Source organism: Saccharopolyspora terrae, assembly GCF_004348435.1.
Taxonomy (GTDB): Bacteria; Actinomycetota; Actinomycetes; order Mycobacteriales; family Pseudonocardiaceae; genus Saccharopolyspora; species Saccharopolyspora endophytica.
Window position 1 is genome coordinate 79287 of record NZ_SMKS01000015.1, and the last position, 17624, is coordinate 96910.

Annotated in this window: 16 protein-coding genes; 4 read left to right on the top strand and 12 right to left on the bottom strand. The window is 69.2% G+C overall.

The window, feature by feature from the left end:
• Nucleotides 1-106: 106 nt before the first annotated feature.
• Together E1181_RS11975 and E1181_RS11985 are read right to left on the bottom strand one after the other, a co-directional pair.
• Complete coding sequence (locus tag E1181_RS11975) at nucleotides 107-766, bottom strand: methyltransferase family protein (protein ID WP_132674069.1); 660 nt, start codon at nucleotides 764-766, stop codon at nucleotides 107-109.
• A 299-nt stretch (nucleotides 767-1065) separates the two neighbouring features.
• Nucleotides 1066-1812, bottom strand: coding sequence for a uracil-DNA glycosylase (locus E1181_RS11985; protein ID WP_408009687.1), 747 nt, complete (start codon nucleotides 1810-1812; stop codon nucleotides 1066-1068).
• Between the two features lie 70 nt (nucleotides 1813-1882).
• Here E1181_RS11985 and E1181_RS11990 point away from each other — a divergent pair, with 70 nt between their 5' ends.
• Complete coding sequence (locus E1181_RS11990; protein WP_132674073.1) at nucleotides 1883-3349, top strand: S10 family peptidase; 1467 nt, start codon at nucleotides 1883-1885, stop codon at nucleotides 3347-3349.
• Between the two features lie 312 nt (nucleotides 3350-3661).
• Nucleotides 3662-3907 (top strand): cell division protein SepF, encoded by a 246-nt coding sequence (gene sepF, locus E1181_RS11995; RefSeq protein WP_132674075.1) that lies wholly within the window; start codon nucleotides 3662-3664, stop codon nucleotides 3905-3907.
• A 67-nt stretch (nucleotides 3908-3974) separates the two neighbouring features.
• On the opposite strand, the gene E1181_RS12000 is transcribed toward sepF, so the two are convergent.
• The 7 genes from E1181_RS12000 to E1181_RS12030 form a co-directional block, all read right to left on the bottom strand.
• Nucleotides 3975-4973, bottom strand: coding sequence for an ABC transporter ATP-binding protein (locus E1181_RS12000; protein ID WP_132674077.1), 999 nt, complete (start codon nucleotides 4971-4973; stop codon nucleotides 3975-3977).
• Nucleotides 4966-5976, bottom strand: coding sequence for an ABC transporter ATP-binding protein (locus tag E1181_RS12005; RefSeq protein ID WP_132674079.1), 1011 nt, complete (start codon nucleotides 5974-5976; stop codon nucleotides 4966-4968). The genes E1181_RS12000 and E1181_RS12005 overlap by 8 nt, the downstream gene beginning before the upstream one ends.
• Before the next feature lie 11 nt (nucleotides 5977-5987).
• Complete coding sequence (locus tag E1181_RS12010; RefSeq protein WP_132674081.1) at nucleotides 5988-6953, bottom strand: ABC transporter permease; 966 nt, start codon at nucleotides 6951-6953, stop codon at nucleotides 5988-5990.
• Nucleotides 6946-7872, bottom strand: a complete 927-nt coding sequence (locus tag E1181_RS12015; RefSeq protein WP_132674083.1) for an ABC transporter permease — start codon at nucleotides 7870-7872, stop codon at nucleotides 6946-6948. Before E1181_RS12015 ends, E1181_RS12010 begins: the two co-directional genes overlap by 8 nt.
• A 73-nt stretch (nucleotides 7873-7945) precedes the next feature.
• Nucleotides 7946-9577, bottom strand: a complete 1632-nt coding sequence (locus E1181_RS12020; protein WP_207922114.1) for a peptide ABC transporter substrate-binding protein — start codon at nucleotides 9575-9577, stop codon at nucleotides 7946-7948.
• A 205-nt stretch (nucleotides 9578-9782) separates the two neighbouring features.
• Nucleotides 9783-10736 (bottom strand): Ppx/GppA phosphatase family protein, encoded by a 954-nt coding sequence (locus tag E1181_RS12025; RefSeq protein ID WP_132674085.1) that lies wholly within the window; start codon nucleotides 10734-10736, stop codon nucleotides 9783-9785.
• A gap of 136 nt (nucleotides 10737-10872) precedes the next feature.
• Nucleotides 10873-12423 carry a lytic transglycosylase domain-containing protein gene (locus E1181_RS12030; RefSeq protein WP_235876698.1) on the bottom strand — a complete coding sequence of 517 codons (1551 nt, stop codon included), beginning with the start codon at nucleotides 12421-12423 and terminating at the stop codon, nucleotides 10873-10875.
• A gap of 257 nt (nucleotides 12424-12680) precedes the next feature.
• On the opposite strand from E1181_RS12030, the gene E1181_RS12035 reads away from it, so the two are divergent.
• Nucleotides 12681-14270: an acyl-CoA dehydrogenase family protein gene (locus tag E1181_RS12035; protein WP_207922118.1), complete on the top strand. Its 1590-nt coding sequence runs from the start codon at nucleotides 12681-12683 to the stop codon at nucleotides 14268-14270.
• 87 nt (nucleotides 14271-14357) lie between these two features.
• Here E1181_RS12035 and E1181_RS12040 read toward each other — a convergent pair whose 3' ends face one another.
• From E1181_RS12040 to eno, 3 genes are all read right to left on the bottom strand, one after another.
• Nucleotides 14358-14852 carry a DUF501 domain-containing protein gene (locus E1181_RS12040; protein ID WP_132674117.1) on the bottom strand — a complete coding sequence of 165 codons (495 nt, stop codon included), beginning with the start codon at nucleotides 14850-14852 and terminating at the stop codon, nucleotides 14358-14360.
• A gap of 5 nt (nucleotides 14853-14857) precedes the next feature.
• On the bottom strand, nucleotides 14858-15334 hold the full coding sequence (locus E1181_RS12045; RefSeq protein ID WP_235876699.1) for an FtsB family cell division protein: 477 nt from the start codon (nucleotides 15332-15334) through the stop codon (nucleotides 14858-14860).
• A gap of 72 nt (nucleotides 15335-15406) precedes the next feature.
• A complete protein-coding gene (gene eno / locus E1181_RS12050; protein WP_132674091.1) occupies nucleotides 15407-16693 on the bottom strand; it encodes a phosphopyruvate hydratase in 1287 nt (428 codons plus the stop codon).
• A gap of 315 nt (nucleotides 16694-17008) precedes the next feature.
• Here eno and E1181_RS12055 point away from each other — a divergent pair, with 315 nt between their 5' ends.
• Nucleotides 17009-17386 (top strand): tetratricopeptide repeat protein, encoded by a 378-nt coding sequence (locus E1181_RS12055; protein WP_132674093.1) that lies wholly within the window; start codon nucleotides 17009-17011, stop codon nucleotides 17384-17386.
• Nucleotides 17387-17624 lie beyond the last annotated feature (238 nt).

Sequence of the window (17624 nt, forward strand, 5' to 3'; positions counted from 1 at the left end):
GACTCACGGAAGCCCTGCTACGTCCTTGCCACGTCCGCTGGATCTCGTCCCCCCGAGCCGCAGCCATCGGCGACAACGTGCGGCAACGACAACGTCCGGGAAACCATCACCACACGCCGGGGATCAACCGGAACCGCGTGGAACGCATGTAGTCCCGGTAGCCGTCCAGCTCCTGCTCGAGCATCACCTCCTCATCGCGGATGCGCACCGCCAGCGCGATCACGACGGGGACAAGGAAGACCAGACCCCACCAGGAGTCGAGCGCGAGTGGCATCCCGGCCACCGCGATCAGCGCGACCGAGTACATCGGATGCCGGACGACCCCGTACATCCCGGTCGACACGACCCGCTGCCCGCTCTCGACTGTGATGTTGCCTGCCGCGAAGCGGTTCTGAACGACCACCAGCACGGTTAGCGCCATTCCCGCGGCCACCAGAGCATCGCCGATCAGCGGCACCACCGCGGGCACCGGCGACCAGCCGAAGCGGTGATCGAAAGCGCTGAAGACGAGCATCGCGGGCAGACACGAGAACAACACCGCCACGGCGATCCGCTGCACGGGCCTGCTCTCCCGACCCGCCTGCTTGCGCCGCTCGATGGCCGGCGGGTCCTTGCGAGCCAAATAGGCACTCGGGATCCCGGTCGAGAGCACGAAGACCGCCAGGAAAACCCATGCCTGCCAGTAGTCGAAGGTCCAGGCCGGCAGGAACAGCAAGGCCCCGAGCACGACGATCGCGAAGACCGTGTTGGCCACATCCTTGATCACCTCAGAGGCCTACCACCCGTGGCGGCGGATGTAAAGGTGGGGTACCAGGGCGGATCGCCGGTGATGTCGAGCAACCGAAACTCACACGTCGACGCCCGTTGCTGCTCTAGCGTGGTGCCGACGCGATTCCAGGCCGAGGCGATCCTGTTCGACATCGACGGCACCTTGGTCGACTCCACCCCTCTCGTGGAACGCACCTGGCGGTCCTCGGCCGCGAGAAGCGGCATGGACCCGCGCACAAGGCCGCGGACCTCTCCGCGGCCGACGCAGTCATCCCCGCCCGTACCACCTGCACCGTGCTATGCGACCCCCGCCAGGTCCTTCGCGCGTTCGAGGACCTCTCGGAGCATCGCCGGGGACATCAGCTTCGTCTGAACATTCCGCTGGCTGACGTGGTAGCAGCCGAGGAGGTGGAGCGGGGGTCCTCCGTCGGTGGCGGGGAGTTCGGCGTGGGCTAGGTGGCCGAACTTGGGCCTGGGGCGGGGGACCTGCCAGACGGCGTCGGCGAGGACCGGTAGGAGGGATTGCCAGCCGAAGCCTCCGAGGACCACGACGACTCGGAGGGTCGGGCGCAGCAGGTCCAGCTCGCGGACCAGCCAGGGGCGGCAGGTGTCGCGTTCGGCCGGGGTGGGTTTGTTGGCCGGTGGGGCGCAGTGGACCGGGGCCGTGATGCGGGTGTGGTGCAGCCGCAGGCCGTCGTGCAGCGAGACCGACTCCGGCTGGGAGGCCAGGCCGACGTCGTGGAGCGCTTGGAAGAGGACGTCGCCGGAGCGGTCCCCGGTGAACATCCGGCCGGTGCGGTTGCCGCCGTGGGCCGCGGGGGCGAGGCCGACGATCGCGATCTCCGCGTCGGATGGGCCGAAACCGGGAACCGGGCGGCCCCAGTAGTCCTCGTCGCGGAACGCGGCGCGCTTGACCCGGGCGACCTCCTCGCGCCATTCGACCAGGCGGGGGCAGGCCGTGCAGCGGCCGACCAGTTCGTCCAGCTCCGCCAGGTCGCCCGCGCCAGGGGCCGCGTCGGCGGGTTCTCCGGACGGGTCGGTGATCAACTCCGGGGGTTTCTCCACCCCGCAAAACTGACAGAGAACGCCTCTCGTGGCACGTAATGTGGGCGACATGGCAGACGAGAAGGCCGACGAGGCGACGCAGCAGGACACCACCCCCGCCGAGCCGGTGGACGATCTGGTCAGCACGCATCACGCGATCACCGTGGACGGCACCGAGCTGTCCTACACCGCGACCACGGGACGCGTCGTGCTGCGCGACGAGGTCTACACCGACGGCAAGTTCGACGGGCACAAGGCCAAGGCCGAGGTCTTCCTGACCTCCTACGTCCTCGACGCCGCTCCGGACAGCAACCGCCCGGTGACCTTCGCCTTCAACGGCGGCCCGGGTTCGGCGAGCGTGTGGCTGCACCTCGGCGTGCTGGGCCCGCGCCGCGTCCTGTCCGGCGATGCCGGGGACCTCGCCCCGCCGCCCTACGGGCTCGCCGACAACTCCGAGACGCTGCTCAAGCACAGCGACCTGGTGTTCATCGACCCCGTGTCCACCGGCTACTCGCGGGCGATCGAAGGCGGGAAGCCCGGTGACTTCCACGGTTTCCAGGGCGACATCGAGTCGATCGCCGAGGTCATCCGGCTGTGGACGACCCGCAACAGCCGGTGGATGTCGCCGAAGTACCTCGCAGGCGAGTCCTACGGGACGCTGCGCGCAGCGGCGCTGGCCGACCACCTCCAGTCGCGGCACGGGCTGTACCCGAACGGGCTGCTGCTGATCTCGTCCGTGCTGGACATGGGCACGATCCGGTTCACCGAGGGCAACGACCTGCCGTACTCGCTGTACCTGCCGACCTACGCGGCCATCGCCCACCACCACGGCAAGCACGGCGACCGCCCGCTGCGCGACGTCCTCGACGAGGCCGAGAAGTTCGCCGCCGGGGACTACGCGTGGGCGCTGGCGCGCGGCGCTCGGCTGACCGCCGAGGAGCGGGCCGACGTGGTGCGCAAGGTCGCCGAGCTGTCCGGGCTGTCCGAGGACTACGTGGACCGCGTCAACCTGCGCATCGAGCACGTCCGGTTCTTCACCGAGCTGCTGCGCGACGAGCGCAAGACCGTCGGCCGGATGGACGGGCGGTTCACCGGCTGGGAGCCCGACGCCGCGGTGGAGCGCTTCACCGACGACCCGAGCATCTCCGGCATCCGCGGCGCCTACTCGGCGGCCATCAACCACTACCTGCGCGAAGAGCTCGACTACCGCAGCGACCTGCCCTACGAGACCCTGACCGGCCGGGTGCAGCCCTGGTCGTACAAGGAGTTCGAGGGCGCAGCGGTGTCCGTCGTGGACCGGCTCGGTGCGGCGATGCAGGCCAACCCGCACCTGCGGGTGCACGTGGGCTGCGGCTACACCGACGGCGCCACGCCGTACTTCGCCGCCGAGCACGTGCTGGCGCGGTTGCCCGTTCCCGAGGAGCTGCGGGAGAACATCGACGTCCGCTACTACCCGGCGGGGCACATGATGTACGTCCACGAGCCGTCCCGGATCCAGCAGTCCGACGACCTCGCGAACTTCATCGCCGGCTCCTGATCCGCATCGCAGCCGGGCGTGTCTTCGCAGCTCAGGAGCGTGCCCGGCTGGGAGCTGTCGAATTTCGCGCGAAATTCGAAGGCCATGTCCGAGCCTCGAATTTCGCGCGAAATTCGGATGTGTCCACGCGGCCGGGCGTGTCTGACGAGGTCAGGGCGGCTTTGGTGTGGGTGCCGTCGAAATTCGCGCGAAATTCGACGGCCAAGCCTCGGGGTGGAAGTTCGCGCGAAATTCGGTGGGGTGGGCCTGGGTGGCCGGGAGGTGAGAAATTCCTGGCGGCACGGGGTCGCTTGAGATTGACACCGCGCGGCGGTGGGCGACACTGAGCACGTGGTCAAGACGCTGCACCCGCAGAACTACGCCGACGTCTACTACGTGGGCGACTACTACCGCCAGGGCAACGCAGTCCTCATGGACCTCACCGACGTCCGGGGTCCCGAGGCGACCCAGCTCGTCGACTTCGCGGCCGGCCTGGTCGTGGCCCGCGGCGGAGACATGCAGCGGGTAGCCCCGAAGGTCTTCCTCCTCAGCCACCCCGAGCAGCCAGAACAGCGCTGACCTGGCGCAGCGCGCGAAAGGGCGCCCCCACCTGAGTTCGGTGAGGGCGCCCGGTTCTCGTGCGGCATCAGACCACGACGTGCGGGATCTCCTCCGCGAAGTGGCAGGCCGAGGGGTGAGAACCCGTGCGGACTTCCAGTTCCGGGGACTTCTCGGCGCAGATGTCCTGGGCCTTCCAGCAGCGGGTGCGGAAGCGGCAGCCCGACGGCGGGTTGGCCGGACTGGGGACGTCGCCGGTGAGGCGGATGACCTCGCGCTTGCCGCGCAGGGTCGGGTCCGGGACCGGAACGGCCGACAGCAGGGCCTGGGTGTACGGGTGCTGCGGGTGCTCGTAGATGTCGTCCTCGGTGCCGACCTCGGCGATCTTGCCGAGGTACATCACCGCGACCCGGTCCGACAGGTGCCGGACCACGCCCAGGTCGTGGGCGATGAACACGTACGACAGCCCGAACTCGTCCTGCAGGTCGCCCAGCAGGTTCATCACCTGCGCCTGGATCGACACGTCCAGCGCCGACACCGGCTCGTCGCAGACGATCACCTTCGGCTTGAGCGCCAGCGCGCGGGCGATGCCGATGCGCTGCCGCTGACCGCCGGAGAACTGGTGCGGGTAGCGGTGGATGTGCTCGGGGTTGAGGCCCACGACGTCCAGCAGCTCCTGCACCTTGCGCCGCCGCTCGCCCTTCGGCGCCACCTCGGGGTGGATCTCGAAGGGCTCGCCGACGATGTCGCCGACGGTGCGCCGCGGGTTCAGCGAGGTGTAGGGGTCCTGCAGCACGATCTGCATGTTCCGGCGCAGCTTGCGCAGTTCGGAGCCGCGCATCTTGAAGATGTCGCGACCCTCGAACAGGGCGGTGCCGCTGGTGGGGTTCTCCAGCCGCATCAGCACCTGCGCCAGCGTCGACTTGCCGCAGCCCGATTCACCGACGATGCCGAGGGTTTCACCGCGCTGCAGGTCGAAGGACACGCCGTCGACCGCCCGCACCTGCCCGACGGTGCGACGCGGGATGCCCGCGCGCACCGGGAAGTGCTTGACCAGGTTCTGCACCTGGAGGATCGGCTCAGCCACGGCTCATCATCTCCTCCGCGAAGTGGCAGGCGCTGACGCGGCCCAACCCGAGGTTGTGGTCGGTCGGCACCTCCGTGCGGCACTTGTCCTGGGCCCGCGAGCAACGCGGGTGGAACGGGCATCCCGGTGGCACCGCCATGAGGTTCGGCGGCAGGCCCTTGATCGTCTCCAGCTCCTGGCCCTTGAGGTCCAGGCGCGGGATCGACCGCATCAGGCCGTCGGTGTAGGGGTGGCCCGGGGCCTTGTACAGCGAGTACGCGTCGGCGGCCTCGACGATGCGGCCCGCGTACATCACCACGATCCGGTCCGCGACCTCGGCGACCACGCCCAGGTCGTGGGTGATGAGGATCAGGCCCATGCCGCGGTCCCGGCGGAGCTCGTCGAGCAGGTCCATGATCTGGGCCTGCACGGTGACGTCCAGCGCCGTGGTCGGTTCGTCGGCGATGAGCAGGTCCGGGTCCAGGGCCAGCGACATCGCGATCATCGCGCGCTGCCGCATGCCGCCGGAGAACTGGTGCGGGAACTCCTTCACGCGCTGCTTGGCGTTCGGGATCTTCACCTGGTCCAGCAGCTCCACGGCCCGGTTCGTGGCGTCCTTGCGGGACATGCCGCGCCGCGTCCGGAGCTGCTCGGCGATCTGGAACCCGACCGTGTAGACCGGGTTCAGCGCCGACAGCGCGTCCTGGAAGATCATCGCCATCGCGTCGCCGCGCAGCTCTCGCCTGCGCTCCTCGGTGGCGGTCAGCATGTCCTCACCGCGGTAGCGGATCGCACCTCCGGTGATCGCCCCCGGCGGGATGTCCAGGATGCCCATCACGGTCTGCGCCGTGACGCTCTTGCCGGAACCGGATTCGCCCAGCACGGCGAGGGTTTCACCGGCGTCGACGTGGTAGTTCACACCGTTGAGGACCTTCGCGACGCCGTCCCGGGTGCGGAACTCGACGTGCAGGTCCTCGACCTCCAGCAGACGTTCCGCCGAGGTCTCGTGTTCGTTTGCGGACACAGCGGTCTCTCCTACTTCTGCTTCGGGTCGAGCGCGTCGCGGACGGCGTCACCGAGCATCACGAACGCCAGGACCGTGAGCACCAGGAAACCGGCCGGGAAGAACAGCAGGTGCGGCGCCGACTGGATGTAGTTGCGCGAGTCGGAGATCATCACGCCCCAGGACACGACCGGCTCGCGCAGGCCGATGCCCAGGAACGACAGCGTCGCCTCGGCACCGATGAACCCGCCGAGCGCGATGGTCGCGTAGACCATCACCGGTGCCAGGGTGTTGGGCAGCACGTGCCGCATGATGATCCGGGTCGGGCTCGCGCCCAGCGCGCGGGCCGCCTTGACATAGTCCTGCTGCTTGGCCGCGATGGCCGCCGACCGCATGATGCGCATCGAGATCGGCCAGGACAGCACCGCGATCGTCACCACGACCTGGGTGATGATCCGGCTGCCGCTGGGGATCTTGATGTCGGCGTTGAATGTGGTCAGGATGACGATCGCGCCGAGCACGAACGGCAGGCCCATGAAGATCTCGGAGAACCGCGAGATCAGCGTGTCCACGATGCCGCCGAAGTACCCGGCGATGATGCCGATCAGGCCGCCGAGCAGCACCGTCAGCAGCGTCGCCGCCAGACCCACCAGGATCGACGCTCGAGCGCCGATGATGGTCCTGGCGTAGAGGTCGCGACCGAGGTTGTCGTAGCCGAACCACGCGTCCCCCGACGGGGTGTCGCGCGCCTTGGTCAGGTCCTGGAAGTTCGGGTCCGCGCTCGTGAACAGCTGCGGGAACGCGGCGATGATCAGCAGCAGCAGGATGATCGCCGAGGCGATCAGGAACAGCGGACGCCGGCGCAGATCGCGCCACGCGTCGCTCCAGAGACCGCGAGGCTTCTCCTTCTTGGCCTGCTCGTTCTTCTCGTCCGCTCGTGGTGCCTCGGCCGCGGGGGTGGCTGCGGCGAGGCCGGTGGTGGGGCGTGGGTCAGTCATATCGGATCCTCGGGTCGAGCACCGCGTAGAGAATGTCCACCAGCAGGTTCATCAGCAGGTAGACCAGCACCAGGACGGTGACGATCCCCGTCACCGTGGTGCCTTCCTGGGTCGTGATCGCCTTGTAGACCAGTCCGCCGATGCCGCGGACGTTGAACACGCCTTCGGTGACGATCGCACCACCCATCAGCGCGCCCAGGTCGGTGCCCAGGAACGTGACCACCGGGATCATGGAGTTGCGCAGCATGTGCACTCCGACGACGCGACGGGGCGCGAGGCCCTTGGCGACGGCGGTGCGCACGAAGTCCGCGTGCTTGTTCTCCATCATGCTCGTCCGCGTCAGCCGCGAGACGTAGGCCATGGACAAGGATCCGAGGACGAACCCGGGAACGATGAGTTCGCCGATCGAGGGATCGGAGGAGACCGTGGTCTTGATCAGGCCCAGCTCGGCGCCGAGCACGATCTGCAGCACGAAACCGGTGACGAACACCGGCAGCGCGATCAGGAACAGCGTGGACACCAGCACCAGGTTGTCCAGGAAGCCGCGCCCGCGCAGGCCGGTCAGGACACCGGCGAGCAGACCGATGACGCCCTCGATGATCAGGGCGACGACGGCGAGCCGGACGGTGACCGGATAGGCCTGTTCGAGCAGCGAGGAGATCGCGGTACCGGAGTAGGTCTCCCCGAAATCACCCGTCAGCAGGTTTCCCAGGTATTTGAAGTACTGGACGATCAGCGGATCGTCGAGGTTGTACTTCTCGTGCATCTCCGCGATGTAGGCCGGAGGGCAACCGCGGTCGCCGCACTTGCCCGCGAACGGGTCGCCGGGAATCGCCCATACCAGCAGGTAGATGATAAAAGTCGTCCCGATGAAAACCGGGATCAGTTGCAGCAACCGCCGCAACACGTAGCGACCCATCCGGGCCTCCTCCATCAACAGCAGCGCAGGGCCCGGCCCACCGGGTTTCGATGGGCCGGGCGCGCACTCGGTTTTACGGGTTCAGGCGCACCGTGCTCAAGTCGAGCTCGCGGTAGGCCTTGACCTCACCTTCGGCGACTCGCTCCGAGAAGCCGTACTGCACCGGCTGGGTCCACAGCGGAATCGCCGGCAGTTCCTCGCCGAGCAGCTTCTCCGCGTCGGCGTAGGCGGCGGTGGCGGCTTCCGCGGTGGGAGCTGCGTTCGCCTTGTCCAGCGCGGCGTCGAACGCCGGGTTGGAGTACTTGTAGTCGTTCGAGGACGCGTCCGTGCGGTACAGCTGCGTCAGGAACGTCTCGATGTTCGGGTAGTCGGCCTTCCAACCGGTCCGGAACAGACCGTCGAACTGGAACGCGTTGGCCTTCTGGCGGAACTCGCCGAAGGTCGGCACCGGCACGAACTGGGTCGGGATGCCCAGGTTCTGCTGGATGCTCGCGGCCACGGCCTGCACCCACTCGTTGTGCCCGCCGTCGGCGTTGGTCTCCAGGGTCAGCGTGCCCTGGAAGCCGCCGGCCTGGGCCAGGTACTGCTTGGCCTTCTCCGGGTTGAACTCGCAGGCCTCACCGCACTGGCCGGGGCGGTAGCCGTCGGCCGCCGCGGTGGCGAAGCCGTCCGCCGGGTCACGACCGCCCGAGAACACCTGCTGGGTGATGGTCTTGCGGTCGATCGACATCGAGATCGCCTTGCGGACCAGCGGGTTCTTGAACTTCTCGTCGTAGGTCGGGATGCCCAGCGCCTGGGTGAGCAGACCCGGCTTCTGCTTCGCGCGCTCGCCGAGTTCCTGCTTCCACTTGTCGCCGACCAGCGCGGAGACCGGAACGGCGCGCAGGAAGTCCAGGTTGCCCGAGACCAGGTCCTGGTAGGCGGTGTCCAGGTTGTCGTAGACCTTGAACTTGGCGCCCTTGATCGTCGGCTTGTCGGTGCCCGCGTACTTGTCGTAGGCGGCCAGGTTCAGCTCGACGTTGGGAGTGCGGTCCTGGAACTTGAACGGACCGTTGCCGATCGGGTGCTGCTCGAAGCCCTTGGGATCGGCGAAGAACGCGTCGGGCAGCGGCATGTAAGCGGAGTAGCCCAGCACGACCGGGAAGATCGTGAACGGCGCCTTCAGCTTCACCGTGAACGTCGTGTCGTCGACGACCTTGAGACCGGACATCTCCTTGGCCGGCGGCGTCGGGGCCTGTGCCGGGCCCTCGTCACCGTCGGGGTCCTCGGACTGCAGCTGGTCGTAGCCGTCGATCTGCTCGAAGAAGCTCGCGCCCTGGAAACCGTTGGGGCCGTAGGCCGAGTAGTTCCAGGCGTCGACGAAGTTCTTCGCCTTGACCGGCGTGCCGTCGTGGAAGGTCCAGCCCGGCTTGAGCTTGATCGTGAAGTTCTGGTTGTCCGTGGTCTGGATCGACTCGGCGACCGCGTTCTCGACCTTGAGGTCGCTGGCCCGGTAGTTCACCAGCCCCGTGAACATGGAGTTCACGATGAACCCACCGTTCTCCTCGGTGGTGTTCGCCGGGACAAGAGGGTTCTCCGGCTCGCCCCAGTCAAGGGTGACGATGCCGTCCTCTCCCGAGCCGCTGCCGCCACCGCCGCAGCCGGTGGCGAGCAACGCCACCGCCAGCGGGGCCGCGACCAATGCGGCCAAACGTCCCTTTCGCATGTAGGTCCTCCCGCTTCCACGCGCGCCCCAGGTTTGTTTTTTCCGGGGTCATCACGCACGACGGTTCTTCACCGTCGCGTCAGACGTGCGTAAACATAAGTGAGAACCGGGCGGCGGCAATGCAGTGTCACAAAGCCGTCACTTTCTGAATCGATACACCTTTCCCATTCTTTGCAATCGGGACAGGGTGTCCAGATCCTGGGAACTAGCTGATCGACAGGGCAATGCCGTCCAGGATGTCGTGCTCACTAGCAGTCATCGAGGAGATGCCGCTGCGCTCCGAAAACTCCTGCGCGAGCACCTTGACCACCAGCGCACCGCCCCCGATCACATCCACGCGACCCGGATGCATCGATCCGATCTTCGAACGCTCTTCATGCGACATGGAAAGAAGTTGTTCGGCGATTTGTTCGACGCGGTTCTGGGAAATATGGGAAAGGTGGATCGCTTGAGGATCGTATTCGGGCAAATCCTGCGCGATCGCGGAGAGCGTGGTGACGGTTCCGGCGACTCCGACCCAGGTCCGGGCCCCGCTGACGTCGACCCGGGCGAACGCCTCGTCGAGGATTTGACGCGCGACCTTCTCCGCCTCGTCGACCTCCGCCTCGGTCGCCGGGTCGTCGCGCAGGCACCGCTCGGTCAGCCGCACGCAGCCGATGTCGGCGGAGTGCGCGGCGGTGATGTCGGCGTTCGCGCCGTCCCAGGTGCCCACCACGACCTCGGTGGAACCGCCACCGACGTCGGTCACCACGAAAGGCCCGTCCAGCGGGTCGAGATCGCCGACGGCGCCGACGAACGACAGCCGCGCCTCCTCGTCACCGGTGATCACCTCGGCGTCGACGCCCAGCGTCTCGCGGACCATGGAGAAGAAGTCCTCGCGGTTCTCCGCGTCGCGGGTCGCCGAGGTCGCCACCATCCGAACCCGTTCGACTCCCTTGCGCGCGGCCATCGCGGCGTAGTCGACCAGCGCCGCGCGGGTGCGCTCGATCGCCTCCGGCGCGAGCCGGCCGGTGGCGTCCACGCCCTGGCCGAGCCGGACGATGCGCATCGTGCGGTAGATGTCGCGCAGATCCTTGCGCCCGTCCTCGTGCACCGTGACGTCCGCGACCAGCAGGCGAATCGAGTTCGTCCCGCAGTCGATCGCCGCAACCCGTGCCATCGCACCCTCCTCGCCCAGCTGCGCACCGGCGTTTCCGGCCGCTCCCCCACGCTATCGGGCCCGGGGCTAGGAAAGCGCCGAGCCGCGCCCGTTCCCGCGAAGGGAGCGCGCGCGGCCCGGTGCCGGGGTCCGGCAGTTACTGCGGTCGGGGGGTGTAGCCGTCGGGGACGGTGCAGGGCTCCGCCACGCCACCGGCGTCGGTGAAGACCTCGAAGCCGGGCTGCGCCAGCATCGGGAGCGATTCGCCGGGCAGCACGTCGTCGCCCGCAAGCGGTTCGATGAGGGCGAACTCGCCGCGGTCGAGCAGAGCCGTGTCGCAGGTGGCGCCGACCCCGGAGGACGGGACCGGCTCCGGGGAACTCGTCAACGGCACGGGTTCCGAGCTCTGGGGAGCGGGCGCCGAGATCGACGGCGAGGACTCCGAACTCTGCGGAGCGGGCACCGAGCTCTGCGGCGAGGACTCCGAACTCTGCGGAGCGGGTACCGAGCTCGACGGCGCAGGCACGGAGCTCGACGGCGAGGATTCCGAACTCTGCGCAGCGGGCTGCTGGCTTGACGGCAGGGGTTCCGCGCTCGACGGGACCGGCTCGGGCAGCGGGGTCTGCGACGGCGCGGGGGTTTCCGGCGCAGGTGCGGTCGACGGCTCCTGCGGCACGACCGGCACGACCGGTTCGACCAGCGGCTCCGGCTCGGGCTGCGCGGGAGCCGGAACGGCCTGCGTCCCGGAGGTTTCCGGGACGATCGGTTCGAACGCCAACGGCTGCGGATCCGGGATCGGCGCCACTGGCTCGATCTCCGGGATCGTCAGCGGCTCGGGCTCCGGCCGCGCCAGCGCGCTCGGGATCTCGGGCATCCGCTCACCGGCCAGGACGTCACCGGTCTCCGGCGCCAGCTCGGCCGGGGTCGGCGTGACACCGCGCCGGTAGGCGTCGGCCCAGACCAGAACCGTGCGGACGTAGCTCTCGGAGTGGTTGTAGCGGAACACGGCCGCCGCCAGAGCGCGCGGATCGTTGAGGTCCTCGCCGCCGCTGCAGAGGTAGGTGCCCGCCGCGGCCGCGGCGTCGGGCACGTTGTGCGGGCTCTGGACGCCGTCCTGGTTGCCGTCGGAGGCGAACTTCCGCCAGGTCGACGGGATGAACTGCATCGGCCCGACCGCCCGGTCCCACACCCGATCGCCGTCGAAGCGCCCGGCGTCGGTGTCCGGGATCGCCGCGATCTCCTGCCCGCCGGACAGCTGGGGGCCGAGGATCGCGTGCACCGTCGTGCCGTTGACGTCGATGGCACCGTTGCGGGCGTGCCCGGACTCGATGCGCCCGATCGACGCCAGCACCGACCAGTGCAGCCCGCAGGCTTGGATCTGCTCCACCTCGCGCGCGGCCTGCATGTAGGCGGCCAGCACGGGTTCGGGGATGCCGAGCTCACCGACGGGCAGCTCCGCCCGGGGCGCGGCCTGCGGCACGGCGGCGAGCTGCGCCGGGTCGGCCGCCTCGTTCAGCAGCCGAGGGCTGAGCACCGGAGCCTGCGGCAGGTTCCCGCTCGCGCCCAGCTCGCGCAGTGCGGACACCTGCGGTCCCGGGGCTGGTCCGGTGGGCAGGGCGGAGGCGCTCAGCAAGCCCGCCGGGAGAGCCAGGACCGGTGCCATCGCGGTGACCGCCAGCCACCTCCGGGCCCGTCGTCTCGCGAGCACACCCGTCGGATCCTTCCGCCGGGCCATGCGCTTCCTGCGGTCCCCCACTCGTCAAACCCCCACGCCTGAATCGAGCACTCCGCCAAACAGCCGAATCCCTGCATACACCACCTCACGGGCACTCGCCGCGCGACTTCACCCGACCGAGCCGCCGGAGAAGCTTGCCCAGCTGGAATCGAGCTGCATCGGATCGAGGCATTCATCTCGCGGGGATTTGTGCCTACGCTCCGGGCATGACGCTCATCGACGAGCCGCGCGTGCACAGCACCCACCAGGTCGTGAACCAGGCTTCACCGCTGTCCGGATTCGATCCGCTGGCCTGCGACCCCGCGCTGGGTTCGGCGCTCACCCGCTACGCCGTCGGCGACCTGACCCCGCTCGCGCTGGAGGCCGGTTCGGCCGAGGCCCGCGAGCACGGAAGGCTCGCCGACGAGAACCCGCCGCAGCTGCGCACCCACGACCGCTACGGCAACCGCGTCGACGAGGTCGAGTACCACCCGTCGTGGCACTGGCTGATGGAGCGGGCGATCGCGCACGGCCTGCACGCCGCCCCGTGGGGGCAGGGGGCGGGCGCGCACCTGCGCCGGGCCGCCGGGTTCTACCTGTGGTCGCAGGCCGAGGCCGGGCACGGCTGTCCCATCTCGATGACCTACTCCGCGGTTCCCGCGCTGCGCTGGTCGCCGGAGCTGGCCGCCGAGTTCGAGCCGAAGCTCACCGCCCGCCGCTACGAGTTCGGGCTGCGCCCGCCGCACGAGAAGTCGTCGCTGCTGGCGGGCATGTCGATGACCGAGAAGCAGGGCGGTTCCGACGTCCGCGCCAACACCACCACCGCCGAACCGCTGGCCGACGGCACGTACCGGCTGGTCGGGCACAAGTGGTTCACCTCGGCGCCGATGAACGACCTGTTCCTGACGCTCGCGCAGACCTCGGGCGGGCTGAGCTGCTTCCTGGTCCCGCGCGTGCTGCCCGACGGCACCCGCAACGAGATCCGCCTGCAGCGGCTGAAGGACAAGCTGGGCAACAAGTCCAACGCCTCGTCCGAGATCGAGTACACCGGCGCGATCGGGCACCTCATCGGCGAGGAGGGGCGCGGGGTCCGCTGCATCATCGAGATGGTGTCGATGACGAGGCTCGACTGCGTGCTCGGCGCGTCGGCGAACATCCGGATCGCGCTGTCGGAGGCCGCCCACCACGTGCAGCAGCGCAGCGCGTTCGGCGCCCGGCTGGCCGACCAGCCGCTGATGCAGCAGGTGGTCGCGGACCTGGCGCTGGAGTCCGAGGCGGCGACGACGCTGGCGATGCGGCTGGCCGCGGCCGTCGAGCAGCAGGAGCACGACCTGCTCCGGCTGGCGCTGCCCGCGACGAAGTTCTACGTCTGCAAGCGCGCCCCGTACGTGGTGGCCGAGGCGCTGGAGTGCCTGGGCGGCAACGGCTACGTCGAGGAGTCCGGGATGCCCCGGCTCTACCGCGAGGCGCCGCTGATGTCGATCTGGGAGGGCTCGGGCAACGTCACCGCGCTGGACCTTCTGCGGGCGCTGGCCAAGCAGCCGACGAGCCGGGACGCGATCCTCGCCGAGCTCGACGCCGCCGCCGGTGAGAACGCCGCCTACGACGACGCGCTGCGCCGCGTCCGCGCGGAACTCGCCGATCCCCGCCCGGAGCGGGCGCGGGCCCTGGCGGAGTCGCTGGCGCTGACGCTGCAGGCGTCGCTGCTCCAGCGCTACGCCCCGACGTCGGTGTCGGACGCGTTCATCGCGACGCGCCTGGCGGACCCGGGCCGAACCTTCGGCTCAACCCCGGTCACAGGCGCCAAGTCGCTCCTCGACCGCATCGCACCTGGTCAGTGAGGCGGTTCTGGTCCGAACCGACCCGGCGGAACGGACGTCGATCACGGCCCGGCTGCGGCACCCGGGATCCGCGATGCGGGAGGAGCGTCAGCGGTTGAGCAGGTAGCGGTGCTCGGGCCAGCGCTCGGCGATGAGGTCGACGGCCTCGTCGCCGAACGGGTTCACCCCTGGACCCTTGGCCAAGGAGTGCGCGATGTGGACGTGCAGGCACTTCACGCGGTCCGGCATGCCGCCGGCGCTGACGTCGGTGCCCAGCGACTCCAGGGCGTTGCGCTCGGCCAGGTAGGACTCGTGGGCGGAGCGGTAGCGGGCCGCCAGGTCCTCGTCGGTCTCCAGCCGCTCGGCCATCTCCTTCATCAGGCCCTCCGCCTCGAACGTCGAGGCGTGGGCCGTGAGGTCCGGGGCCGTCAAGTAGTACAGCGTCGGGAAGGGCGTGCCGTCCTCCAGCCGGGGCCAGGTCTGCACGACCGTCGGCTCACCGGAGGCATCACGTGCCGCGATCGCGTGCAGCCCCCGGGGCGGCCGTCCGAGCTGACGCCGGACGCACTCCCGGTCCGCCTCGCTGACCAGCGACGTATCCACGACCGTCACGATTCCTTCCCCAACACCGAGTTCCACATCTCCTCGTACCACGGCACACCGTCGTCACCGGGTGCCCGCGGAGGCGGCGGGGCCGGAGCCTGCGGGACCTCCACGATGTAGGGCGTCTCCCCCGGCCGGACGTAGCCGAGCCGCGCCCGCGCCTCCGCCTCGACCTGCGCGGGATCGGAGAGCTCCTGCTTGCGCTGCTCCAGCTCGCGAACCTGGATCTCCAGCTCGACGCGCTGCGACTCCTGCGCGGCGAGCTCGTCGCGCTGGCTGAGGTAGGTGCGCAGCGGCACCGCGACGCTCAGCGCCATCACGCACACCAGCAGCGCCAGCACCGCCGCGCGACGCGTCGAGGAGAGCTTGAACGCTCCCCCGGTGCTGGACTTCGCCCTGCTCGCCGGGCGCCGCTTCGGGGTGCCCCGAACCGAACTCGTCCCGGTCGTCTTGCGTTGAGCCGAGTCCCGGCGGGCGCGCACCTGGCGGCGCGACGGCGGAACGTTCCGCTCGCCGCGCCCTTGCGAATTCGATGCGCGCCCGGCCGGCATGGCTCAGCTCTCCGCGTTGAACCGCGGGAACGCCAGCTCACCCGCGTAGCGGGCGGCGTCGCCGAGGCCCTCTTCGATGCGCAGCAGCTGGTTGTACTTGGCAACCCGCTCGCTCCGCGCCGGAGCACCGGTCTTGATCTGGCCGCAGCCGGTGGCCACCGCCAGGTCGGCGATCGTGGTGTCCTCGGTCTCGCCGGAGCGGTGGCTCATCATGCTCTTGTAGCCGCACGAGGTGGCCAGGCTGACCGCGTCCAGGGTCTCCGAGAGCGTGCCGATCTGGTTGACCTTGACCAGCAGCGCGTTGGCGGCACCCTTGTTGATGCCGTCCTCCAGGCGCTCCGGGTTGGTGACGAACAGGTCGTCGCCGACCAGCTGCACCTTGTCGCCGACCTGCTTGGTCAGCTTGACCCAGCCGTCCCAGTCGTCCTCGCCCAGCGGGTCCTCGATGGACACCAGCGGGTAGGCCGAGACGAGCTCCTGGTAGTACTCCGCCATCTGATCGGCGGTGCGCTTGGTGCCCTCGAAGTTGTAGGTGCCCTCGTTGAAGAACTCGGTGGCAGCCACGTCGAGGGCCAGCACGATGTCGCGGCCCAGCTTGTAGCCGGCCTTCTCGATCGCCGAGGCGATCAGGTCCAGCGCCTCGCGGTTGTTGGGCAGGTCGGGGGCGAAACCGCCCTCGTCGCCCAGACCGGTGGGCAGGCCCTTGGACTTCAGGACCGACTTCAGCGCGTGGTAGGTCTCCGCACCCCAGCGCAGCGCCTCGGCGAAGGTGTCCGCACCGATCGGCGCGATCATGAACTCCTGGATGTCCACACCGGTGTCGGCGTGGGCACCACCGTTGAGGATGTTCATCATAGGCACCGGCAGCACGTGCGCGTTCGGGCCGCCGATGTAGCGGAACAGCTCCAGCTCGGACGCCTCCGCGGCGGCCTTGGCCACCGCCAGCGAGACGCCGAGGATCGCGTTGGCGCCCAGCCGGGACTTGTCCGGGGTGCCGTCGAGGTCCACCAGCTTCTGGTCGACCACGCGCTGCTCGGTGGCGTCCAGACCGGTCAGTTCGGGTCCGATCTCGTCCAGCACGGCCGAGACGGCGTTCTCCACGCCCTTGCCGCCGTAGCGGCCGGCGTCGCCGTCGCGCAGCTCGACGGCCTCGTGTTCGCCGGTCGAGGCGCCCGAGGGGACCGCGGCGCGACTGAGCGTGCCGTCCTCCAATGCCACTTCGACCTCGACGGTGGGGTTACCGCGCGAATCGAGGATCTCGCGGGCGCCGACCTGTTCGATGATCGCCACGTGTGCTCCTAACCAGCTTGGACTCATAGGGCGGAGCAACCGACACGACGTTCCCGCACGCCGCGAACCAGCTGTCCGCCCCGACAACCGACTACGAGCCTAACCGGGCGGGCGCAGCGCTCGCCGCAGACTCGCGATGCCGTGATCTGCGCCGCTCGATCTCCACACCCGGTGTTCGCCGGTCGATCGCCTTCCGGGAGGTCACGGCACCGCGAAGTCGCCTCGACGTGGGGTGCTCGATACCTCTGCGTCACCACAAGACCATCCGGTCGGAGGTCTCGGAACAGCCGATCGCGGATTAACGTTGTCCGCGCCATGACCAACGAAGGCACCGTCGAAGCGTTCCGGCGAGCGGAGGAACTGCTCGCGCAGCGCCGCCCGCTGGAAGCCCTCCGAGTCCTCGAACCCGTTGTCGACGTCGCCCCCGACAAGCCCAGCGTGCAGCTGCTCCTGGGGCGGGCGTACTACTTCTCGGCGCAGCTGCGCCGCGCCGAACGCGCGTTCCTGCGCGTGCTCGAGATCGATCCGTCCGACCACTACGCGCGACTGGTCCTGGGCCGGACGCTGCAACGCCAGGGTCGCCTCAACGAGGCCAGGGCCCAGCTCCGCCTGGCCGCCACCATGCACCCGGACCCGGCCTACCAAGAAGCCCTGGGCGAGATCAACGCCCACATAGCCGTCCGCTCCTCCTGACCCCACCGCCTGCTCGGTCCCCACCGCAGCACAAGTGCCCTCCCGCACCAGCTCGACCGGATTTCAGTGGAAATCACGGTTCCGATTTCCACTGAAACCCCGCACCCGGTTTCCATTGAAATCCGGTGTCCAAGGCGCGCTGAGGCCCCCGTGCCCGGGTTCCGCTGAAATCCGGTGCGCGAGTTCGACTGGGATCTGGGGGGTTGAGTTCCGGTGAGGTCTGGGGGTGGGGTTAGCG

What these genes read in the sequence shown, in the direction of transcription:
- E1181_RS11990 (WP_132674073.1), top strand. Translation starts at nt 1,883, where the DNA reads ATGGCAGACGAGAAGGCCGACGAGGCGACGCAGCAGGACACCACCCCC.
- E1181_RS12010 (WP_132674081.1), bottom strand. Translation starts at nt 6,953, where the DNA reads ATGACTGACCCACGCCCCACCACCGGCCTCGCCGCAGCCACCCCCGCG.
- E1181_RS12015 (WP_132674083.1), bottom strand. Translation starts at nt 7,872, where the DNA reads ATGGGTCGCTACGTGTTGCGGCGGTTGCTGCAACTGATCCCGGTTTTC.
- E1181_RS12020 (WP_207922114.1), bottom strand. Translation starts at nt 9,577, where the DNA reads ATGCGAAAGGGACGTTTGGCCGCATTGGTCGCGGCCCCGCTGGCGGTG.
- E1181_RS12025 (WP_132674085.1), bottom strand. Translation starts at nt 10,736, where the DNA reads ATGGCACGGGTTGCGGCGATCGACTGCGGGACGAACTCGATTCGCCTG.
- E1181_RS12055 (WP_132674093.1), top strand. Translation starts at nt 17,009, where the DNA reads ATGACCAACGAAGGCACCGTCGAAGCGTTCCGGCGAGCGGAGGAACTG.